The 21,650-nt window shown below is 43.0% G+C and carries 18 protein-coding genes and 1 pseudogene; 5 read left to right on the forward strand and 14 right to left on the reverse strand.

Going from position 1 to position 21,650, the window contains the following annotated elements; translation table 11 throughout:
- Nucleotides 1–36: 36 nt before the first annotated feature.
- Both ACOJQI_RS20015 and ACOJQI_RS20020 read right to left on the reverse strand, forming a co-directional pair.
- Nucleotides 37–624 (reverse strand): peroxiredoxin family protein, encoded by a 588-nt coding sequence (locus ACOJQI_RS20015; RefSeq protein ID WP_421381402.1) that lies wholly within the window; start codon nucleotides 622–624, stop codon nucleotides 37–39.
- Nucleotides 617–1,204 carry a hypothetical protein gene (locus ACOJQI_RS20020; protein ID WP_421381404.1) on the reverse strand — a complete coding sequence of 196 codons (588 nt, stop codon included), beginning with the start codon at nucleotides 1,202–1,204 and terminating at the stop codon, nucleotides 617–619. The genes ACOJQI_RS20015 and ACOJQI_RS20020 overlap by 8 nt, the downstream gene beginning before the upstream one ends.
- 177 nt (nucleotides 1,205–1,381) lie before the next feature.
- Here ACOJQI_RS20020 and ACOJQI_RS20025 point away from each other — a divergent pair, with 177 nt between their 5' ends.
- The 3 genes from ACOJQI_RS20025 to ACOJQI_RS20035 are packed head-to-tail and all read left to right on the forward strand — an operon-like array spanning nucleotide 1,382 to nucleotide 5,237.
- The gene (locus ACOJQI_RS20025) at nucleotides 1,382–2,920 is read left to right on the forward strand and encodes a spore germination protein (RefSeq protein ID WP_421381406.1); all 1,539 of its coding nucleotides are present in this window, start codon (nucleotides 1,382–1,384) and stop codon (nucleotides 2,918–2,920) included.
- Nucleotides 2,917–4,014, forward strand: a complete 1,098-nt coding sequence (locus tag ACOJQI_RS20030; protein WP_421381408.1) for a GerAB/ArcD/ProY family transporter — start codon at nucleotides 2,917–2,919, stop codon at nucleotides 4,012–4,014. Before ACOJQI_RS20025 ends, ACOJQI_RS20030 begins: the two co-directional genes overlap by 4 nt.
- Entirely contained in the window at nucleotides 4,011–5,237 is a 1,227-nt protein-coding gene (locus ACOJQI_RS20035; protein ID WP_421381410.1) for a Ger(x)C family spore germination protein, read from the forward strand. Before ACOJQI_RS20030 ends, ACOJQI_RS20035 begins: the two co-directional genes overlap by 4 nt.
- 228 nt (nucleotides 5,238–5,465) lie before the next feature.
- Here the strand turns inward: ACOJQI_RS20035 and ACOJQI_RS20040 are convergent, their stop codons facing one another.
- From ACOJQI_RS20040 to ACOJQI_RS20075, 8 genes and pseudogenes are all read right to left on the reverse strand, one after another.
- Nucleotides 5,466–6,815 (reverse strand): murein hydrolase activator EnvC family protein, encoded by a 1,350-nt coding sequence (locus tag ACOJQI_RS20040; protein ID WP_421381412.1) that lies wholly within the window; start codon nucleotides 6,813–6,815, stop codon nucleotides 5,466–5,468.
- Between the two features lie 32 nt (nucleotides 6,816–6,847).
- Nucleotides 6,848–7,732 (reverse strand): permease-like cell division protein FtsX, encoded by an 885-nt coding sequence (gene ftsX, locus ACOJQI_RS20045; protein WP_421381414.1) that lies wholly within the window; start codon nucleotides 7,730–7,732, stop codon nucleotides 6,848–6,850.
- Nucleotides 7,722–8,408 carry a cell division ATP-binding protein FtsE gene (gene ftsE, locus ACOJQI_RS20050; protein WP_421381416.1) on the reverse strand — a complete coding sequence of 229 codons (687 nt, stop codon included), beginning with the start codon at nucleotides 8,406–8,408 and terminating at the stop codon, nucleotides 7,722–7,724. Before ftsE ends, ftsX begins: the two co-directional genes overlap by 11 nt.
- 440 nt (nucleotides 8,409–8,848) lie before the next feature.
- The gene (cccB, locus tag ACOJQI_RS20055; protein WP_421381418.1) at nucleotides 8,849–9,196 is read right to left on the reverse strand and encodes a cytochrome c551; all 348 of its coding nucleotides are present in this window, start codon (nucleotides 9,194–9,196) and stop codon (nucleotides 8,849–8,851) included.
- Nucleotides 9,197–9,255: 59 nt separating this feature from the next.
- Nucleotides 9,256–10,133, reverse strand: a pseudogene (locus ACOJQI_RS20060) (YitT family protein).
- A gap of 347 nt (nucleotides 10,134–10,480) precedes the next feature.
- Nucleotides 10,481–11,582 (reverse strand): peptide chain release factor 2 gene (gene prfB, locus ACOJQI_RS20065; protein WP_421381420.1). Its coding sequence is split into 2 segments (ribosomal slippage): nucleotides 10,481–11,509 and nucleotides 11,511–11,582, totalling 1,101 coding nucleotides; the frame shifts between segments, so codons are not numbered across the junction.
- Between the two features lie 148 nt (nucleotides 11,583–11,730).
- Nucleotides 11,731–14,250, reverse strand: a complete 2,520-nt coding sequence (gene secA, locus ACOJQI_RS20070; protein WP_421381422.1) for a preprotein translocase subunit SecA — start codon at nucleotides 14,248–14,250, stop codon at nucleotides 11,731–11,733.
- Between the two features lie 324 nt (nucleotides 14,251–14,574).
- Complete coding sequence (locus ACOJQI_RS20075) at nucleotides 14,575–15,618, reverse strand: SEC-C domain-containing protein (RefSeq protein ID WP_421381424.1); 1,044 nt, start codon at nucleotides 15,616–15,618, stop codon at nucleotides 14,575–14,577.
- 183 nt (nucleotides 15,619–15,801) lie between these two features.
- On the opposite strand from ACOJQI_RS20075, the gene ACOJQI_RS20080 reads away from it, so the two are divergent.
- A complete protein-coding gene (locus ACOJQI_RS20080; protein WP_421381426.1) occupies nucleotides 15,802–16,365 on the forward strand; it encodes a class I SAM-dependent methyltransferase in 564 nt (187 codons plus the stop codon).
- A 25-nt stretch (nucleotides 16,366–16,390) separates the two neighbouring features.
- Here the strand turns inward: ACOJQI_RS20080 and ACOJQI_RS20085 are convergent, their stop codons facing one another.
- On the reverse strand, nucleotides 16,391–17,224 hold the full coding sequence (locus ACOJQI_RS20085) for a DUF1028 domain-containing protein (RefSeq protein WP_421381428.1): 834 nt from the start codon (nucleotides 17,222–17,224) through the stop codon (nucleotides 16,391–16,393).
- A 120-nt stretch (nucleotides 17,225–17,344) separates the two neighbouring features.
- Nucleotides 17,345–17,920 (reverse strand): ribosome hibernation-promoting factor, HPF/YfiA family, encoded by a 576-nt coding sequence (gene hpf / locus ACOJQI_RS20090; RefSeq protein WP_421381430.1) that lies wholly within the window; start codon nucleotides 17,918–17,920, stop codon nucleotides 17,345–17,347.
- A gap of 363 nt (nucleotides 17,921–18,283) precedes the next feature.
- Here hpf and ACOJQI_RS20095 point away from each other — a divergent pair, with 363 nt between their 5' ends.
- A complete protein-coding gene (locus ACOJQI_RS20095) occupies nucleotides 18,284–20,839 on the forward strand; it encodes an EAL domain-containing protein (protein ID WP_421381432.1) in 2,556 nt (851 codons plus the stop codon).
- Between the two features lie 49 nt (nucleotides 20,840–20,888).
- Here the strand turns inward: ACOJQI_RS20095 and ACOJQI_RS20100 are convergent, their stop codons facing one another.
- Both ACOJQI_RS20100 and fliS read right to left on the reverse strand, forming a co-directional pair.
- The gene (locus ACOJQI_RS20100) at nucleotides 20,889–21,239 is read right to left on the reverse strand and encodes a hypothetical protein (protein WP_421381434.1); all 351 of its coding nucleotides are present in this window, start codon (nucleotides 21,237–21,239) and stop codon (nucleotides 20,889–20,891) included.
- Nucleotides 21,239–21,643: a flagellar export chaperone FliS gene (gene fliS, locus ACOJQI_RS20105; RefSeq protein ID WP_421381436.1), complete on the reverse strand. Its 405-nt coding sequence runs from the start codon at nucleotides 21,641–21,643 to the stop codon at nucleotides 21,239–21,241. The genes ACOJQI_RS20100 and fliS overlap by 1 nt, the downstream gene beginning before the upstream one ends.
- Nucleotides 21,644–21,650 lie beyond the last annotated feature (7 nt).

Consider the following 21,650-nt stretch of genomic DNA (forward strand, 5'->3'; position numbering starts at 1 on the left):
TCCCTCTTTACACGTTAAAGTGCTAAAGCACTACTTTTACTCCATGGATTCAACTAACTGGATCATCATTTCTTTGTTCATGGGGCCGAGGATTTTGTGCTGGATGTTTCCATTGGTGTCGATCATATAGGAGGTCGGAATGGTCTGGGCCTGATAGATGGTTCCCTGTGTCCCTTCTTCATCGAGTGGTATCGGGAATGTCAGTCCATATTCCTCGACAAACTTTTCAATGGCAGCTCTTCCCTCATCAATCGTTGTCAGATTGACAGCCAGCATTTCCACGTTGGCCTTCTCATGATACTTTTCATAGTATTCCTGCATATGCGGCATTTCCGCTTTACACGGTGGACACCATGTCGCCCAGAAATTCAAGATTACCTTTTTCCCTTTATAGTCAGACAGCGACACTTCTTTGCCATCCAGGGTCGTTAAAGTGAAATCCGGCGCAGCATCCCCCTCGCCTGGACCTTCGCTTCCAAATTCAACTTCAAGGCCCGACTCTTCCAGTTGATCTGCTACCTGCTTTTCCACTTCCTTTTTAGAGGCCTGGTTCATGAAGATATTGCCGACAAATAAGCCCACTAATACCGCAACCAGCCCTATCCCCAGTAATTTCTTACTCATTTGAACCCCTCCCTAATCTGTTAATGACCAGCACTGCCGTTGACACCAGTATATACGAGGCACTTTCTGTAGAAATAAAGTGCCCTTGTGAAAAATTCACCAGCAGCTGAATTCCCGTAAATAACTGCAGCACTATCTCCGCCTTGCCTCTTTGCAGAAGAAAATAAAAGAGACCGAAACCGGCCAAGAGGTTAACCGCGCTCAAAATCGAAGCACTGTCAGCCAAGAATTCAGAAGCCCCTTCATAGACCAGGATGACCAAAAACCAGGCGCTGATGAGGCGCTTCTTCTCTCCTTTGAAATAGATGTATATCAAAGAAACAGCCACACCGAGCCAAAAGCCCCTCGAACCGCCGTTAAAGTAAAGAATGGAGAGCGGCTGGCTGATCACACCAGAAAAGTCAAACAAGATGACACTGAATTTCCATGTGACGAGAAACCAAAAGACGCTATTCCCGAACCATTCATTTTGATTTTTACCATAATAAAGCCTTAAAAAGAGTCCCGTGATGATAAATGCAGCAATCAGCGCCCCCCATGCGGAAGGAAAACTGAAGGCCCCTATGCTATACCACTTCAAATTTCACACCAACTTTACCTATTTTCAGAGTTAACTCTCTTCTATCATACATCATAACAGCATCGGATACCTCATAGGGCATTAAAGTATGAACAAAGTCAAAATCCTTCTTTGGAACCAAAAATTACATAACGAAGTAATTCTTGTGCATTCTATTAGTTAAAGGAGGTGGACGGGATGCTTAAAAATAAACGGCAGAAAGAACAAATGAAAGAAAACCAGGATTGTTCAGGATTTTCAGCGACGCTTGAAGACAATATCACCCAAATCCAGAAGGCATTCAATCATCCCGTAAACCAGGACTTAGCTGTCAGACCATTGAAACTCTCAGTTTTCAATAGAAAAGCCGTTCTCATTTTCCTGAATGGCATGAGCCAGCAAAATGTGATTGAAAAAGAACTCATCCCTAACCTTATATCTGATTATCCCGGCCAGAATATTGAGAGACAGCTCAACCTAGATTTCTTTGCTAATAAAGTACCTATTAAAGATATAAAGGAAGAATGCAATTTAGAAAACATTATTTCCAATATATTAATGGGAAATTCTGCGTTATTCATCGAAGGAGAAGACCATGCTTTTTTATTCGGCACAGCCGGTTTTGAAAAGAGAGGTGTCGAAAAACCCGAAGATGAAGCGGTCCTGAAGGGCCCGAAAGAGGCATTCATTGAATCCATTGCCGTCAACATCTCTTTGATCCGGAAACAACTGAGGTCGGCAGAGCTTATAACAGAGTATGTGACTGTCGGTGAAAAAGGATTAAGTCAGGTAGCACTGATATATTTAAACGATGTTGCTAATCCTAATTTGATAAAAAAAGTAAAAAAGCGTTTAGAACAAATCAACTCGGATGAAGTACAGAATCTCGGCCTTCTGGAACAGCATATCGAAGAACGCCCTTATTCATTGGTCCCGACTGTTTTATATACTGAGAGGCCCGACAGAGCGGTAAGTTTCATAAACGAAGGCCATGTTGTTCTGCTTATGGACAGTTCACCGAGCAGCTTGATTCTGCCTGTCACATTCTGGTCCTTCTTTCATACTTCGGAGGACTATTACGCTAGATGGCCCTATGGGAATTTCACAAGATTTCTTAGGCTGCTTGCGATTTTCATTACAATCATGACACCTGCCATTTATATAGCCGTTACAAATTATCATATTGAAATGCTTCCGACCGATTTGGTGCTCGCCATATCCGCCACCAGGGAGGAAGTTCCTTTTCCAGCCATATTTGAGGTCCTTATGCTCCTGTTTGCCTTTGAACTGATCAGAGAAGGCGGTGTAAGGGTTCCAAGTCCCATTGGTCCGACAATCGGAATTGTAGGGGCATTGATTTTAGGGCAGGCGGCAGTTGAAGCAAATATCATCAGTCCAATTTTGGTCATTGTCATCGCAATTACCGGTCTGGCTTCCTTTGCCATACCCAACCTGTCATTCAGCTATATGATTCGCCTGTCCACCTATATCTTCCTGCTGTTTGGCAGTCTTTGGGGTTTTTTAGGCCTCGGTATCTGTATCACCATGTGTATAGGATATTTATCTACTTTAACATCCTTTGATGTGCCGTTTCTTTCGCCCATGGCCCCGCATTACCCTTCATCAAAGGATCTTGTCGTACGGCCTCCAATCTGGAAACAGTGGCTGCGCCCGCTGAATGTTTTCCCGATTGAGGCGGAGAAAATGAAGAAGCCGAAAGGAGAAAACAGCGAATGATCTCTCCACCGGACAGAAAGCTTGGCACACGTGAGTTGTTCGCCTTGATCACCATCACACTGGGAATCAAGTTCACGGACATGACTGCAACTCTTTTATACAAAGAGACAGCTCAAGCGGCATGGATGGTTCCGCTCCTCTCCGGATTGGTCATGTCTGTTCCGCTTGTTTGCATCCTGATTTTGGTGAAGCATTACAAGGACAAGAATATCATGGATATTACGTACAAAGTCACTGGAAAGTTTTTCGGCTTTCTGATTGGCATGACGCTTTTCCTGATTTCCTATTCTGCCACAATTGTGGACAGCAGAAGTTATGTGGATATCATCAACACGATGTATTTCCCAGCCACAAGTTCAACCCATCTTTTCTTTGTCCTGATCGGGTCAAGCTATTTCCTTGCCAATCGCGGGCTTCTGGCCATGGGAAGGACTGCCTGGATTACGTTTCCTTACATTAAGGTGTCGTTGTTTTTCATTGTGGTGCTGTTATGGAGTGAGCTCTATTTTGGATACCTATTTCCGATTGCCGGATTCGGGCTGAAGGAAGTCGCTTTCCGCGGTGCCAGTTATGCATCCATCACCAGTGATTTGCTGTTCTTCTCGATCCTGTTTCCTTTTTTCCGGGACTATAAAACATTCAAAAATGCCACACTATTTGGACTGGCCGTTTCCATTTTTGAGTTAATGGTTTTCTTTGTTGTTTTCATCGCCTACTTCGACTATCCGTCGATTGAGTTTATTGCGTATCCATTTCATGAAATTTCCAGGATGGTGACCTTCGGAAGATATGTCTCACATATTGAAGCGTTATTTTTTGCTTTCTGGAGTGTTGCCAGTCTGATCCGCTTTGCAGTCTACCTGTACATTTCAACAGCTTTTTTCGCCTATACTGCCAAGATTAAAGAATTTGAACCACTCATATTACCTTTTGCCGTTCTGACCATCATGATTGGGCTGCTCCCCGAGAATGTTGTTCAAAATGTTCTCCTTCTTAGAAGCAATATCATTTTGATGGTCACATCGATCCTGCTGTTCATCATCCCGGTCACCCTTCTGATTGTGGCAAAGCTGAGAGGTGAGTTTAAAAAATGAAACGTCTTCTTGTTTTAGCACTATGTTTGATGATTTTAACTGGTTGTGCAGATAAGATCGAGGTAGAAGAAGAAGGATTCGTGCTCGTCATTGGCATCGACCTCCCTGAAAAAGGTGAAGCCGGTTTGGACATCACCTATCAGCTGGCTGATCCCCAGGCAGGTGATCCGGGGAGCCAGCCTGGTTCTGAGGAATTTAAAACCATTACCATCAGGATGCCTGATCTAATTTCTGCCCGGGACATGCTCAATGTGGCTGAAACCCGCAGTATCAATTTCTATCACACCAAGGCACTGGTAATCAGTGAAGAATTTGCCAAGTCTGATAAATTTCTAGAAAGCATCGGCACATTGGGAAGAGACCCTGAAGCAAGAAGGGATATGATTCTTCTCGTATCAAAAGAAAGAGCCAGTGACTATCTCCGGAAAAACAAGCCGGTTTTCGAAGCAAGTCCGCATAAATTCTATGATTTCATTTCAAGGAGATGGGAAACCAATGCTCTTGTTCCCAAATCGGACCTCCAGCAGGTTCTGCATGACATTGAAGCCGACTCAGGTCTTGCTCTTGCAACCTATACAACTGCTGAGGAAACTGATTTAAATATAAAAGAAAATGAAGACAACTATTTACCAGGGGAACTGTATAAAAAAGGCGGGACTCCTGTACAAATCATCGGAGGGGCAGCTTTCCGCGACGGTAAAATGGTCGGAACCTTGACAGGGGAAGAGGTACGGATCATGACCATTCTAACCGAACACCTAAATCCACAGGACATCGCTTTTACTTACCCAGATCCAATCAAGGAAGAATTTCGGATTACAGGGAAAGCCACTAATAGGAAAACGGCTGTAAAGGTGGACGTAAGCAAACCAAAGCCCGTCATCACAGTCGATGCCTGGCTGGATGTAAGAATCCTGTCCATTCCCAGCATGATCAATTACGTGGAAGATCTTGAAAAACAAGAATTGCTTGATCACTATATGGAAAAGCGTTTCACGGCACTTGCTGAACAATTTGTGAAAAAGACCCAGGAAGAATTAAAGGCAGAAGCTTTTAACTGGTCCCTGACGGCAAGAAGGAAATTTCTCAACCTCCAGCAGTATCAGAAATACAATTGGATGGAATCATACCCGGAGGCTGAAGTAAAAGTAAACATGCATGTTAAACTCGATAGCTTTGGAAAGCTGTTAAGACCAAGAAACAAAGAAATGATCAAGGATTAACGGTGGTGATCTTATATTCTGGCTGACATTGATTATATGTGCCTATATTGCTTACTACTCGGTTCGTTACGCGAGGCTGATTTGGAAAGATCAAAACAAACTCGGTGCCGTAATGGTGGGAATGCTCGCATGCGTCATCAGCATCATGCCCTTTATGAATTTCTGGTTTTTCAGGGATAAATAAAAAACCGCTGAAAAGGTGTTGCCTTTTCAGCGGTTTTTACTTTATTACATATTGATATATTTACGAGGGTTAACAGAGTTGGATTTACTTGCATTCCATGGGCCTTCATGCAATTCGAAGTGTAAATGCTGACCGAAGGAATAACCTGTATTACCCATTGTACCGATTCGCTGGCCTTTCTCAACGAACTGGCCGCTGCTCACGATGGAACCTGACATGTGAGCATAAACAGTCGTAAATGTTTGGCCGTTGATGGAGTGAGTCATGTAAACAACGTTACCATAGCTTGTGCTTTTGTGGCTTTTTATAACATAGCCGTCAGCTGCAGCAACAATCGGAACATTTCCCCCAGCAGCAATATCCATACCGTAATGGAACCGCGATTGGCCATTCAAGATATCATAACCATATTCGGTCGTGATGTATCCAGAAGCAGGTCTTGTCCATCTTCCTTCTGAAACTGCTGCCGTTGGTTCAGGTGTTGATGCTGTTGAACCGCTATTGCTTCCATTGGCTGCCTGCTGAGCTGCAAGTCGTTCAGCTTCAGCTTTACGCTGTGCTTCAATTTTTTTCTGGCGTTCAATTTCTTTTTGACGGGCAAGTTCAGCTAACCGGGCCTGCTCTGCCTCGATTTGTCCACCGATTTGCGCTTCCAGTTTGGACAACTCGTTTACTTCGGCTACAAGATCTGTTTTTTCCTTTTTTAACTTATCTTGTTCTGCTTCAAGCTCTTTAAATAATTCATTCTTTTGACCTTTTTGGCTGTCTAAATCTTGCTTAAGAGAAACAAGGTTAGCTTTGTCGTCTTCCAGCTCTGCAAGCTTGGCTTCTACTTCTGCTTGCTTCTTTTCAAGTTCTTCCTGATCAGCCTTTTGCTCATCAATAATCTTCTTATCTGCACTTACAATAGCATTAACGGCGGTGATTCGGTTGATGAAGTCTCCGAAACTTTCTGCACCTAGGAGTACATCCATATAACTTGCGGAGCCGCCTTTTTCCTGCATGGAACGCGCACGCTCTTTCAGAAGTTCGTTTCTTTCCGCAATTTTATTTTCAAGTACTTTAATTTCTTCTTTAAGCTTCTCGATTTCTTCGTTGGTTTTCTCAATTTCAGCTGTTTTTTCTTTTATATTTTCTTCTGTGTCACGAATTTTAGTATCTAGAGCTGCAATCTCTTCTTTGATTTTTTCCTGACGAGAAATATTGTCATTGATTTCAGTAGTTTTTTGATCAATTTCCTGATTGATCTCAGCCTTCTGGCCTTCAACTTGATCTTGCTTTTCTTTTAACTCGCTAATTGAAGTATGTGCACTAGCGACAATTCCAGTTGATTGAAAACTTCCGATTGTTAGTGTTGTGGCAATTGATAAAGTGACTAATGTTTTCCTTTTCAAGCGACATGCTCCTTTCGGCTTCTATCAACCTATTAAACTCTTAAGAATTTTCTAACGGACATAAAGCTTCCCCAAGCTCCAATTAAACATCCCATAAGGATAATCAGGAAGTTTACTTGATAGATGAACGGGGTAAATTCAAGTATCTGCATAAAACTTGTTCGCAATTTTGGTTCAATGAACTGATAGGCGTAGTAATAACCTGTTGAAACTACTGCTATCGGAATGATAGAGCCGAGGACACCCAGCCATAAACCTTCCAAAATGAACGGCCAGCGTACAAACCAGTTTGTAGCACCGACTAATTTCATTATTTCTATCTCTTTTCTACGGGCAACGATTGTGATCTTAATCGTATTGGAAATCAGGAACATTGCCGTAAACAGGAGTCCAATTATCAATACCAAACCAACATTGCGACTCATTTGAAGGAAGCTGAATAATCTTTCAATCTTGGCTTCTCCATAAAGTGCATCATTTACATTTTCAAAACCTTTAATTTCGTTGGCAATTCTTTTTGTTTCAAGCGGGTTAGCAGCTTTTACGATAAAAACATCGTATAGAGGGTTGTCCTGCTCAAATAGACGAAAATCCTCTCCCATATCTTCCATTAAGTTACGCAATTCTTTCTCTTTAGAAGAGTACTCAGTACTGGCAATCCCATCTATTTGCTTGATTTTCGATCTTAACTCTTCAATTTGTTCCTTTTCAGTTCCTAATTCAACAAGAACCCTTACTTCAACATCCTGCTCTATATCAGTAGCAATTTTATTCATGTTCAGCATCAGGACAACGAACACACCGACAAGAAGAAGTGTGACCGTAACGGCACTGACAGACGCAAACGTCATCCAGCCGTTCCTTCCTAGGCTCTTCAAACTTTCACGAAAGTGTCTTCCTATGGTTCTAGGCTTCATAACCGTAGTCACCTCGCTGTTCATCCCGGACGATTCTGCCATTCTCAATGGCAATTACACGGTGTTTGATTGTATTGACAATTTCACGGTTATGCGTAGCCATTACAACGGTAGTCCCTTGTGTATTAATTTCTTCAAAAACATTCATGATTTCCCATGAGGTTTCCGGATCAAGGTTACCAGTCGGCTCATCAGCTATGATCAATTTGGGCTTGTTTGCAATGGAACGCGCGAGTGAAACACGCTGCTGCTCACCGCCTGATAGTTCATCCGGGAACATCCTTGCTTTGTGTTTCAGTTTAACAAGATCCAATACTTCCATCACTCGCTTTTGAATATTTTTAGGAGATTCTTCAATAACTTCAAGAGCGAAAGCGATATTTTCATAGACTGTTAGAGAAGAGAGTAGTTTGAAGTCTTGGAAGACCACCCCTACATTCCTTCTTAAGTAAGGAACACGTTTGTTTTTAAGCTTGACCAAATCTATACCATTAACAGTGATTTCTCCCCTGGTTGCTCTTTCTTCCCTGTACATCATTTTGATGAAGGTCGATTTACCAGCACCACTTGGTCCTACAACATAAACGAATTCACCTTGTTTAATATGTACGTCGAATCCGTTTGCGGCCATAATCCCGTTCGGATACTGTTTATATACGTCTTTCATTTTGATCATTTTTTTACCACCCAAGTTAAACATTTATAGTGTTCGAGCGAAGATGTCTTTTCTCAAGGCTTAAGTATATAAGAAATAAGATAATGTAGAAAAAACTCGAATTAATAACTTACTAAAAGTATTATAACATCATTGCCTAGGAAGTTAAGGATAATTTATATTACATTTTGGTATCAAAATGCAACAACAATTGCATATTTTTCCTTATTTGGGTTTCTGATATTTTGATAAGAAAGGGAGAAAAGTAGGGTTTTACTATAGAGGAATAATAGGAAGAAGGACTTGGTGTCGAAAAAACAAAGGAAGTTAAAGGAATGTCGAAATTCAGGATTCCAAAGTATTAATATAGGAGTGTAGCTTCTTGAATGTAATAAATATACCCTGTTTGCTGAATCATAAACATTTTTAAACAAAATAAAAGAAAGTCCGGAGACTTCCTTTTATTTTTTCTCTGCCAGCCACTCTGCAACCGCTTCGGCTTCATCACCTTCGATAATATTCTTCGGCATTGCGCCTTTACCATTTTGGATAACAGAAAGGATTTCATCTTCACTTAATTGTGAACCGATATTCTTCAAAGCCGGCCCCATTCCGCCTGACAGATCTCCGCCATGACAGCTCGAACATTTTTGATTAACGATTTTTTCAGGTTCAATTTCAGTCCCTGCAGCACTTTCAGCTGCATCCTGCGGGTTGTTTGCGTCGCTCGCTTCATCTGATGCATTATCTCCGCATGCAGCCAATACCAAGGATGAACCGAATAATAGTGCCAATAATGTCTTTTTCATTGTAATTCCTCCTAGAATGAGAAATAGTGCATTTCCTCTCATTCCTTATTATACCAGGATTACACCCGTTTAAAACCTTCACCAAGGACCTCTGAAGCATCCATAGTCACGACGAATGCAGACGGGTCAATGCTTTTGACCAGTTGTTTCAATCTTGTGAACTCGCGCTGGTCAACGACACACATCAGTATTGGACGCTCATCGTCTGTATATCCGCCGTATGCAGATAGTTTTGTCACACCGCGGTCAATTTTATTCAGGACACCTTCCCGAATCTCTTCTTGGCGATTCGTAATGATCATCGCCATCTTTGAACGGCCGAACCCTACCTGTACAAGGTCGATCGTTTTGCTTGTGACATAGAGTCCGATTAATGCGTATAATCCTCTTTCTATGTCAAAAACAATGGCGGCGGTTAATACAATCATTCCATCTATAATGGCAACACATGTGCCCAGTGAAAGCCCGGAGTATTTGTTGATGATTTGTGCAGCAAGGTCTGTGCCGCCTGTTGAGGCTTTACCACGAAATACTGTTCCAAGTCCCAAACCGACACACCTATTCCTCCGAAAAGAGCACCAAGAAGCGGATCGAGTGTCCATGCTTCCCAGTCCTCCGTCAAGTAAACAACAAACGGAAGAAAAATTGTACCAAGTGCCGTTTTAAAACCAAACTGAAAGCCCAGGAAAATCAAGCCTGCAACGAACAGAGGAACGTTGAACGCCCACTGAACGAAGGCAGGTTTCCAGTCAAAGACGGTTTTGGTAATCGTAGAGATACCGCTCACGCCCCCGGAAGCAACTTCATTCGGGAGTAAAAATACGTTGAAGGCAATCCCGACAATCGCCGATCCAACGAGTACATATACGTATTCCAATATTTTTTCAAGCGTTGGGTTATGCTGCTGCCCGCGGCGTCTTTTATCCTTCTTTCCCATCCCAGTCAATCTCCTTTGATGTATTAAGTATTAGTATGACCAACAACCGTGTTTTCATCATTGACCCTTTAGCACTTTAAAGTGCCGGGGGACAGTCCCCCAACACTTTAAAGTGTTGAAGTGTCTATCTTCTTAGAAAATCGGTGTCATCTTTTGTCAGATTATGATACAGCCTTTGAGAGTATAGCATGAGGGATGGAACCTGTAAATATTACCACTTTAACGTGTTAATGCGGTACTACACTGGGGGACTGTCCCCCGTTGCGGTGAAGGGGTAAAGGATTCACCTACCTCCCTCACACAAAAAAACCTTCCTATTATAAGGAAGGTTTTGGCGACACAAATATTTAGTTGATACGGGACCGAAGGTAGGCGTTGATGAAGTTGTCGATATCTCCGTCCATGACAGCCTGCACGTTACCCATCTCTGTGTTGGTACGGTGGTCTTTAACCATGGAGTATGGGTGGAAGACGTAGGAACGGATCTGGCTTCCCCAGCCAATTTCCTTTTGCTCTCCGCGAATTTCCGCAAGTTCCTGCTCCTGCTCTTCGATACGCTTTTGATAAAGCTTGGCTTTCAGCATTTTCATTGCCTGTTCACGGTTTTTGATCTGAGAACGCTCTGATTGACATGTCACGACCACACCAGTCGGCTGGTGAGTGATACGAACGGCAGAGTCAGTCGTGTTGATATGCTGACCACCTGCACCGCTCGCACGGTACGTATCAATCTTGAGGTCCTCTGTCCGGATTTCGATTTCAATTTCTTCATTGAACTCCGGCATGACTTCACAGGAAACGAATGAAGTATGACGGCGTCCAGAAGAGTCAAACGGTGAAATCCTTACCAGACGGTGGACCCCTTTTTCCGCTTTCAAGTATCCATAAGCGTTATGGCCTTTGATCAAAAGAGTTACGCTCTTAATTCCGGCTTCATCACCAGGAAGATAATCCAAGGTTTCAACCTTGAAGCCTTTTTTCTCAGCCCAGCGCTGATACATACGCAGCAGCATGGAACCCCAGTCCTGTGACTCGGTCCCGCCGGCACCCGGGTGAAGTTCAAGGATTGCATTGTTTTTATCATGTTCCTCACTGAGCAGCAGCTGAAGTTCGTAATCATTCAAACGTTTGTTTAACTCTTTTGTTTCTTCAACAAGTTCTTCCTGAAGGTCTGCATCGCTCTCTTCTTTCACGAGTTCAAGCGTTACTTCCAGGTTTTCCTGCATCTCTTGCATGTCTTTGTATTCGTTCACTAGATCCTTTAAGCTGTTAGCTTCATTGATGACTCCCTGCGCAGCCTGCTGGTCGTTCCAGAAATTAGGGTCAACCATGACTTCGTCAAGTTCAGCTATCCGTGCTTCTTTGTTTTCGAGGTCAAAGAGACCCCCTGAAGTCCGCCAGTTTTTTGGCTGTATTTTCTAATTGTGATTTCACTTCAAAAAGTTCCATCAAATTCACCTCTGTTTAATTAGTAAGCATAAGTTTTATTATAACGTTTATTGGGTCCGGTTCGCAAAGTTTCCTATCATTCTCTACCCGCAGAAAAACTACCTGACACCTCTAAATTTTAGAGAAGGCAGGTAGTTTTTTTAAAAGGTTACTCTACTTTACCATGACAGTTTTTATATTTTTGACCGCTTCCGCAAGGGCATGGATCGTTTCGTTTAATATCTTCCGCTTTACGGACCGGCTGTTTCTTCTTGGCTTTGGCGCCGCCATCTTCTTTCGGGTTGACAGCCTGCCCTTTCGCAACTTCCTGACGCTGAAGGTTATTGCGGATTTCCGCTTTCATTACATAGCGGGCAGCATCTTCCTCGATGGACACAACCATGTTTTCAAACATTGCAAAACCTTCATGCTGATACTCACGCAATGGGTCTGTCTGACCGTAAGCACGGAGGTGGATACCTTGGCGAAGGTGATCCATCGCATCAATGTGGTCGATCCATTTCGTATCTACCGCGCGAAGAAGGACAACTTTTTCAAACTCACGCATTTGCTCTGGAGTCAGCTCTTCTTCTTTTTCGTTATATCGCTCTTGGACCTTCGCGTAGATCAGGTTGACCATTTCTTCAGGCTCTTTACCCTGAAGGTCTGCTACTGTTACGTCACCCTCTTGAAGAAGTGTAGCATTGATATAATCAACGATGCCTTTCAGGTTCCACTTCTCTTCTTCTTCGATGATTGGAGCATGTGCTTCAACCGAACGTGTGATGACAGATTTAATCATGGATTCCACAATTTCACGCAGGTTCTCGGAATCAAGAACTTCAAAACGCTGCTTGTAGATGATTTCACGCTGCTGGCGCAGGACATCATCATACGATAGAAGCTGTTTACGTGCATCAAAGTTGTTACCCTCAACACGTTTCTGTGCAGATTCCACGGCTCTGCTGACCATCTTACTCTGGATCGGCTGATCATCCGCCATCCCAAGGCGTTCCATCATGGACTTCATGTTATCAGAACCGAAACGGCGCATCAATTCATCTTCCATTGAAAGATAGAACTGAGTCACACCCGGATCCCCTTGACGTCCGGAACGACCACGGAGCTGGTTATCGATACGTCGTGATTCGTGGCGCTCTGTACCGATGACCGCTAATCCTCCAAGATCAAGCACTCCATCACCCAACTTGATATCCGTACCACGGCCGGCCATGTTTGTCGCAATAGTTACAGCGCCTTTTTGACCTGCTTCTAAAATAATTTCCGCTTCACGTTCATGGTTTTTCGCGTTCAATACGTTGTGTCGGACACCTTTTTTCGTTAAAAGCCTGGAAATCAATTCAGACGTTTCAACCGCAACCGTACCAACCAGCACCGGCTGGCCCTTTTGATTGCGTTCAGCAATTTCTTCAACTACTGCACGAAATTTGCCTTCCATGGAGGCGTAAATTAAATCCGCACGGTCATCACGGGCAATCGGCTTGTTCGTCGGAATTACAACAACGTTCATGTTATAAATGTTGCGGAATTCCTCTTCCTCTGTTTTCGCTGTACCGGTCATCCCAGACAGTTTTTCATACATACGGAAGTAGTTCTGGAACGTGATCGTCGCCATTGTCATGCTTTCATTCTGGATCTCGACGCCTTCCTTCGCCTCGATCGCCTGGTGAAGGCCGTCACTGTAACGGCGTCCTTTCATCAAACGGCCTGTGAAAGAATCGACGATCACGATTTCCTCATCTTGTACAACATAGTCAACATCTTTATGCATGCTGACATGTGCTTTCAACGCCTGCAGGATATGGTGGTTCAACGTTACGTGAGTTAGATCAAATAGGTTTTCAATATTGAAAGCTTTCTCCACCTTATTGATACCATCTTCCGTCAGCTGAACACCTTTTGTTTTTTCATCATAAGTGTAGTCTGTTTCCTTGCTCAGCATGCGGACGACTGCATTCGCCTGCATGTACAGCTGAGTCGATTTCTGTGCCTGGCCGGAAATGATCAGCGGCGTACGGGCTTCATCAATCAGGATGGAGTCAACTTCATCGATTACGGCAAAATGAAGCGGACGCTGAACCATTTGATTTTTATAAAGAACCATGTTATCACGCAGATAGTCGAAGCCAAGTTCGTTATTTGTGCTGTACGTAATGTCTGCAGCATATGCCTCACGCTTTTCTTCTTTTGACAGCGAGTTCAGGTTCAGGCCTACACTCAAGCCAAGGAAGTTGTAAAGCTGACCCATTTCCTCAGCATCACGGCTGGCAAGATATTCGTTGACCGTTACAACGTGAACACCTTTGCCGGTAATCGCGTTAAGGTAAACGGGCATGGTGGAAGTCAACGTTTTACCTTCACCGGTTTTCATCTCGGAAATGTTTCCCTCATGAAGGGATGCACCACCCATTAACTGAACGCGGTATGGATATAACCCAAGGACACGTTTTGCCCCTTCACGGACAACCGCAAATGCTTCGACAAGCATGTCGTCAAGGGACTCGCCATCCTGATAGCGCTTCTTGAACTCTTCCGTTTTCTTGCGAAGGCCGTCATCCGAAAGCTTCGCTATATCCGGACCAAGAGCATCGATCTGGTCAGCATACTTCTCCAGTTTCTTCAGCTCGCGTTTATTGGGATCGAACACTTTATTTAAAATTCCAATCATGTATGAGCGCTCCTTCTAGTGGAAATGTAATTGTGAAAAAAGCAAGCTGCATAAGTTTCGTCAGCTCAGGTTTTAGATATTTATAAGCGGATTAATAAATCTGCCAATATGAACAAATAACTTCTATACGAACTAGTAAAAATCCTTTTTAAAAATACACAATATTCCTTATTAATATTACCACTATCAAGAAAGAGTGACAACAACCGACATATAGCGGCACTTTAACGCATTAACGCAACGGGGGACAGTCCCCCGTTGCGTTAATGCAATAATACATGAAAGGGCACTCCCGTCACCTGGGAAGCGCCCTTTCTTTTGGTATTAAACCATTTCGGCCAATATTATTTTTTTCATTTCCTTCGAACGCCTTGAGATACTGTTTGCAGAAACTTCAAAGGCTTCGGCCAGATCCTTTTGCAGGTAGTCATTTTTCAACTCGGTGTCTGTCTTGATCACTTCAATGATGGAAGCCGAATAAATCTGCGGGTTTCTGATTTTGGGAGACTCGCTTTCAAAATACTGAGACAGCAGCCTAGCAGCCTTTTCAATACTTTCTGCAGTTTCCCCCTGCTCTTTCAGGAAGCTTTCCATCGAATCAATCGCCTCTGTATAAGCAGGATTTTCTTCGCTTTCAACTGCATCGACTGCCGCTTCTTTCTGCTCGCTTTCCCCTTGCCCGGTGTACAGGTAGAAACAGTAATCAGCCAGATAGAGATAGTTTGCAGCAAGATACTCTTCAACCTCATCTTGATCTGCCTCTTTCATTTTTTCAACCATAGCATCCTTGCAAACTTCTGCAATTCCCGGGTAAACGAAATACTGTGCAAACGGCAGATAGGTCTCCCCGTTTTGAAGAAGAATGCCTAAAAAGAAACAGCCAGCAACAATCTCAGGGTTAGCCCCTTTCACATTGAAGACTTCTCCTTCAACCGTATCTTCAATCACAAGCTCCGTCCCTTGAACAGATGTAACCTTACCAGCCACAATCCTCGGCTGCTTCCATTTTTCCAGACTCTTTACAGTTTGCGGCCTGGTAACCGCCTTGCCCTGTTTTTCGACAAAGCGCTCTGCCAGTGTCAGCCCGTCTTCCAGCTTTTTCGTCACACCATACCAGCTTAAGAAAGCCATCTCATAGATTTCCTGGTCTTTATTCATCACCTTCATTTCAGAATAGTAGCGATGATAATCAGTTTCCAGCTCTTCATTATTATGTACTGCGATAAAATCATAAAGCTGCGCTTGAAGGATTTCCAGCTCGCCCAGCACTAAATCATCAATATTGACAGCGGAATGATTACCGCAGCATTTCTTATACTTTTTACCGCTTCCGCACTCACACGGATCATTTCGGCGAATACTTGTCATAGTCGTACCTCCTGATGTTGCTTTTCAGTTCTATATAAAGCTCACAAACTACTATTATAATCTACTTCCCACAAACATTAAACTGTTTAGGGGCAATACGCTTCTTGTAAAAGTTGCTAATCGGAACAGGAAAAAGCAAGATTTAAGCGAATTAATAGAGGAATTAACGATATGGAGGAGCTCATGGAAACAATTAAAGAATTAAAAATCGTAATAGGAGCCGGTGAATACAATAACAACCCCGGCTGGCGGCATACCCAAGAAAATGAACTGGATCTGCTAAAAGAGGAGCAGTGGAAAGCACAATTTTCTCCCAATTCGATAGATGCCATTGTGGCTGAACATGTTTGGGAACATCTTACCTTTGAGGAAGGGCTGGCAGCTGCAAAAAGATGCTTCCGATACTTAAAACCAGGAGGCTATATCCGCTGTGCTGTCCCAGACGGTTTTTTCCCGAACGAAGAGTATCAAAATACAGTAAAAGTCGGGGGACCCGGACCTGTTGAACATCCTGCGGCTTCACATCAAATTTTGTATAACTACAAACTGCTTCAGCAGATGTTCCAGGACGCAGGTTTTCAAGTGAACCTGCTTGAATATTGTGATGAGAATGGTGTGTTCTATGCCGAGGAATGGAATCCTGCAGAAGGAGTAATATTCCGTTCCCTGCGCTTTGATCCCAGAAACAAAAACGGCGAACTGAATTGCGTATCGCTCATAATCGATGCTGTAAAACCAAACGGATAACGTACCAAGACGTTATCCGTTTCTTTTATCTATTTTGTTTTTTCATGAACTCCAAGACATCCAGGTCAATTCTGCTTTCATGCTCCCTCATCTCGAAGTTCTCAGTATGTAGATAATCACGTAAAGCCTGGTTCACCGTCTTATCCTCTTTCAAATAGCCGTGGCGCTCCAGCTCAGCCTTCAGCTCTTCATGGACATCCCCATCCACTGGTACCACTCTCTCAGGCTTGGAAGCGGCAAAATAGAGCTGATGAAGGTTAAAAATCCGGATCAACTCTTTAATCGGATCTGGATGATCATCCACCCTTAAATCGATCAGGCGATCATTGAAGCCGCCATAACCTCCTTTATCCTTGACCACATAGATAGCAGCCGACTGCTTGCCGCGAGAATCGCCACCCGCTTCCTGGCCGGCGTCAAGTGCCTTCAAAAGCCGCTCTGCCAGAGTCCCTTCTGTTGAAGTAAAAGTCTCAGCCATCGCCTCGACAGTCCTCTGGTCAACCAGGATATTTCCCTGGGCAGCAAAATGTTCTCCCATCATTCCTCCTGCCCAGTCATAGCAGCCTTCTCCTGTAAAAGTAGCGGCGTTCCCCTGTGCATCAATCAGGCCGACCTGTCGTAAATGACGCTCAGGATCATCCTTCGTAATGATCTCCAACGCTTCTTCCGCTGTTTTTCCTTCTTCCATCAGCTGCAAAGCCTGTGGTCCGTATGCTGTATTGGCGTAAGACTGTGTCGCCACTGCTCCCGCTCCTGCACGAGCAAATGGAACAACCGCACCAACCCCGATAAATTTAGACTGAACAGCAATTCCCCATTCCTTTTCCTTCGGATCAAATCCGACAATGCTGAATGTCATGTTGCATTCCTCCCGACAATATTTATCTTCCCCTAAAGTTATTCGCCGCCCGAAACAAATTCCCTTTTTCAAATATATAAAAACACCCTGCAGAAACCTGCAGGATGTTTATTTCAGATTTTATGCTGTTTCAATTAACCCGTACTTGCCGTCTCTGCGCTTATACACGATATTCGTCGCATTAGTCTCTGCATCAGTGTAGATGAAGAAGCTGTGGCCGAGAAGATTCATTTGAAGAATCGCTTCCTCACTGTCCATCGGCTTCAAGTTGAATTGCTTTGTTCTTACAACTTCATCAGGAATGTCACTTTCATCTTCGCGGGCTTTTTCATTCAGCTGGCTTGTTGTCAAGCCTTCCTGAGCGGCGAAGAATTCTTTCGGGCTGCCTTTTTCACGCATTTTTCTGTTCACTTTTGTTTTGTGTTTACGAATCTGGCGTTCTAATTTATCTACGATCAGGTCGATGGCTGCGTACATATCTTCATGGCGTTCCTCGGCGCGCAATACTAAGTGCGGCATCGGGATTGTCACTTCGACCTTAGTCTTCTTATCAGCGTAAACCTTCAAGTTAACATTTACGTCAGCATCAGGAGTTTCATTGAAGTAACGATTCAACTTATCAATCTTATTCTCCAGGTGTTCGCGAATCGCTGGAGTTACCTCAATGTTCTCGCCTCGAATGTTGTAGTTCAACATGTAAACTCCTCCTTTATAGATAAAGCTATGTTTATATATTTCTCTATTCCCTTTAATATTCCTGCTTAATCTTTCGAAAAATTTTGACGAATTATTGAATATCTTGTTGAAAGCTTATAGACAGGGGATATGAGAAATATTCTATTATCATTTTCTCATGTAAACATCTTTTGTAGACCTCTAATCATTGAATACTTTGTGAATCATTGCACAAAAATACTATCTTCCTCGACATAATTCGTCACCCTACGATAAAACAGGAAACAATTACCGTGGTTTTCTGACAAATTATGTATTGCTGATACTTACTGGTACTTTTATACTAAATTAACAACATGTTTATCAAAAAGGAGTGTTTTCCATTTGGCACCACTGTTGAACTTTCTTCGAAAGAACTTGCCAACAGAAATAAAGAGTTCTTCCTTCACAGAAGAAAGGTGTTTAAAGTTACTTTTCGATCAGTCACCCGATATCATAATACTCTTTGATACTGAAGGAAAATTCCTGGACATCAATAAAGCCACCACCTCTATTACGGGGTATAAGCTGCCGGAAACTGCGTTAATTACTGACTTTACTCCTGCCGAATTGAAAGATCAAGTCTGGACACACTTTCAAGCTGCAGTAAAAGGAAAAGTCCAGAAGTTCACCTCTCAGGCATATCATAAAGATGGCAGTCTCTTAAACTTGGAAATCACCCATATCCCTATTAAAGAACACCATAAAACAATCGGCGTATATGCCATTATTCATGATGTATCGGAAAAAATCACCCTGCAGTCTACACTCGAGATGAAAGTTCAGGAGCTGGAACATGCATCCGACACACTGAAAGCCGCCATCTGGTCTTATGATAATATACGAAAATCCATAACCTTTTGCAGCAAAGGAGTAAAGCATATTGCTGAAATGGATCCTGAGAAGTTTTTAAAAGGACAAACTCAATGGAGAGACTTAGTCTACATAGACGACCAGAAAAGCTATGAAGAAAATATCAAGCATCTAAAACAAGGAGAAAGCATCTGCCACCGCTATCGAATCACTACTCCATCTGGAAAAATAAAGTGGTTGAACGAAAAAATTCTTCCAATTATAGATAACAAAAACAACATCATCCGGTACCATGGCATCGTAACTGACATAACGAAAGACAAAGAACTCGGAGACCGGGTCGAGCATTTGCTTCATCATGATACACTGACAGCTTTACCCAATCGAAAGATGCTCGAGAATGAAATGAAAAGCTATATACAGCAAAACACCAAATTTGCTTTTATTTATATAGATTTAAACCGTTTCAAGTACATAAACGAATCACTTGGGCCTGTCATTGGAGATCAGATTCTGGCAGAAGCAGCACGCCGCTTGTTAAATTTACAAGATAAAGGCATCTTTGTCTCAAGTTTCAACCACAATAACTTCGTTTTGCTCATGAAGGATTACAAAGGGCTGAATAGTGTTACAGCTCTATGCAAAGGCATCATCACTCAGTTAAAAGAGCCTTATGTAATAGGGGAATTAGAACTGCTGATGACCATCTCCATTGGTATCAGCCTCTATCCTTCAGACTCTAATGGAATAAACGAACTATTTCAGAATGCCTCTGCAGCGATGAACAGAGCCAAAGAAACCGGGAAGAACTCGTACCAATTATATTCTCCTGAAAACAGCATTGATGCTTATAAACGTTTCGTGTTGGAGAAAGACTTTAGATACGCTTTGAATAACGATGAAATGCAGCTATACTTTCAACCCAAAGTTGATGTGCGCCTCAATAAAATAATAGGCTCTGAAGCGCTACTGCGCTGGAATCACCCTGAGTGGGGTCTTGTCTCTCCGAACGAATTCATCCCTTATGCGGAGGAGAATGGCTTTATCATCGATGTGGGAGAATGGGTTTTCGAAAAAGCCTGTATGACATTGAAGGAGTGGAGAAATCAGGGTATTTCCCTGGTTCCGGTTTCGGTTAACCTCTCTCCACAGCATTTCCTTGTCAAAGACTTAACAAAAAACCTTCTCTCTGTTCTTGAAAAATATGCACTCCCCTCCTGGCTGATCCAGCTGGAAATTACAGAAGCAGTCTTTCTTCATCACGAAGAGATTGTCAAACAAACCATTGATGAGTTGCGAGAAAAGGGATTCCGCATCCTAATTGATGATTTCGGAACAGGATATACCTCATTTGCATATCTAAAAGACTTGACTGTTGATGGTATCAAAATTGACCGTTCGTATACCAAGGAGCTGGGGAGTGATTCAAAAAACGGAGCAATCATTAAAAATCTTGCCAGCCTGTCAGAGGATTTAAATATGTCTGCCACAATTGAGGGAATTGAAACAAAGGAACAACTGGAATATCTAAGAAAGATTAATTGCCACTTCATACAGGGATATGTCTACAGCAAGCCTGTTCCTGTAGAAGAATTTGTTACTATGCTTAGGGAGAAGACGATTAAACCACTTTCACGGGGGACCAGGAGCTTCACCTTTGAACGGCGCCAATATTTCAGATTGCATCCCCGCCTGCCACTTGAAGGCTTTACCACAATTGTCAGCATCAATAACAGAAAAATCACCACCGGGAAAACCAGCATAGCCATCACGGATATCGGACCGGGAGGATTGGGCTTCATTTCTCACATCCAATTTCCGCCTAACCGCGATATCCTTCTAGAATTCTCACTTAGAATTCTTGGGGAAGATATGTTCCTTAAGGGAAAAGTCGTTTGGAAAGAGGAAGTTGATGAAGACTTCTTTCGGTACGGTGTTGCATTCCTGCTTACCGAAGCCGAAAGGGAGACACTGACCAAATCATTGAATACCCTTTCCCTTGCACTAAAGAGGGATATCGCCCCCGGCAATACAAATCTGATAGAGAAAGACTTGTTTGAGTTTCTGAGGGAAGTGAAAAATCGATAAGCAAAGAGAAGCCGGCATCCTCTAGAGAATGCCGGCTTTATTGTGTTAATCATTTTTTCTTATCATAAAAGTAGCCATCTGTCTGAAGGTTATCATAAGGATTTGAATAGCGCTGCGCTTTATCTTTCTTGTTTGAAACACCATTTATATCCCGCTTGATGAAGAGTTGGATGGTTTTCAGCTTTTGATTGATTGCTTTGTTCCAGGATACAATTTCACTTCCCAGTCTGCCTTCTTTTTCCGTGAATGGAGGGGAAATCTGTGATAATAACGTCTCGCGCTGTCCGAGAAGCCACTCCACCTCTTTAATCAGGTCTTCGCGCTCTTCTTCATCCACCTCTCTATGAACCAAACTGTGGAGCTTTTCCGTTATCCTGTGGCAGTCCTCAACAGCCGACATTACACTTGTCCGCCCTTACCTTCAAACTTCTGCTGGCGGTCGAGCTGAATGACCTGCTTCCAAGTATCACGAAAATCCGTGATAAGCTCTTCAGCCTCCTGCAGGGCGCCAAGGTCATTCTTAATATTTGCCTCCACCAAGCGGCGGTGGATGAAGTCATACAATTTCATAATATTCTCTGAAACCCCTACGTCCATGTTCAGGGTAACCATGAGTTCACTGACGATATTTTGAGCCTTTTGGATATTGATGTTTTTTTGTTCAATATTCTTATCTTCGATTCCTTTTTTGGCCAGCTGAATAAATTTTAAGCAGCCGTTATAAAGCATTAACGTCAGTTCCCCTGGAGAGGCTGTCGTAACTGAGTTATTTTGATACGTTTTATACGGGTTGTTTACTGCCATAATGACA

It is taken from the genome of Bacillus salacetis (assembly GCF_049177075.1).
Taxonomy (GTDB): Bacteria; Bacillota; Bacilli; order Bacillales; family Bacillaceae_B; genus Rossellomorea; species Rossellomorea salacetis_A.

Excerpts from the sequence above, each read along its gene's own strand:
- ACOJQI_RS20015 (WP_421381402.1), bottom strand. The coding sequence starts at position 624 with ATGAGTAAGAAATTACTGGGGATAGGGCTGGTTGCGGTATTAGTGGGC.
- ACOJQI_RS20025 (WP_421381406.1), top strand. The coding sequence starts at position 1,382 with ATGCTTAAAAATAAACGGCAGAAAGAACAAATGAAAGAAAACCAGGAT.
- ACOJQI_RS20030 (WP_421381408.1), top strand. The coding sequence starts at position 2,917 with ATGATCTCTCCACCGGACAGAAAGCTTGGCACACGTGAGTTGTTCGCC.
- ACOJQI_RS20035 (WP_421381410.1), top strand. The coding sequence starts at position 4,011 with ATGAAACGTCTTCTTGTTTTAGCACTATGTTTGATGATTTTAACTGGT.
- ftsX (WP_421381414.1), bottom strand. The coding sequence starts at position 7,732 with ATGAAGCCTAGAACCATAGGAAGACACTTTCGTGAAAGTTTGAAGAGC.
- ftsE (WP_421381416.1), bottom strand. The coding sequence starts at position 8,408 with ATGATCAAAATGAAAGACGTATATAAACAGTATCCGAACGGGATTATG.
- cccB (WP_421381418.1), bottom strand. The coding sequence starts at position 9,196 with ATGAAAAAGACATTATTGGCACTATTATTCGGTTCATCCTTGGTATTG.
- secA (WP_421381422.1), bottom strand. The coding sequence starts at position 14,250 with ATGATTGGAATTTTAAATAAAGTGTTCGATCCCAATAAACGCGAGCTG.
- ACOJQI_RS20075 (WP_421381424.1), bottom strand. The coding sequence starts at position 15,618 with ATGACAAGTATTCGCCGAAATGATCCGTGTGAGTGCGGAAGCGGTAAA.
- ACOJQI_RS20080 (WP_421381426.1), top strand. The coding sequence starts at position 15,802 with ATGGAAACAATTAAAGAATTAAAAATCGTAATAGGAGCCGGTGAATAC.
- ACOJQI_RS20085 (WP_421381428.1), bottom strand. The coding sequence starts at position 17,224 with ATGACATTCAGCATTGTCGGATTTGATCCGAAGGAAAAGGAATGGGGA.
- hpf (WP_421381430.1), bottom strand. The coding sequence starts at position 17,920 with ATGTTGAACTACAACATTCGAGGCGAGAACATTGAGGTAACTCCAGCG.
- ACOJQI_RS20100 (WP_421381434.1), bottom strand. The coding sequence starts at position 21,239 with ATGTCGGCTGTTGAGGACTGCCACAGGATAACGGAAAAGCTCCACAGT.
- fliS (WP_421381436.1), bottom strand. The coding sequence starts at position 21,643 with ATGGCAGTAAACAACCCGTATAAAACGTATCAAAATAACTCAGTTACG.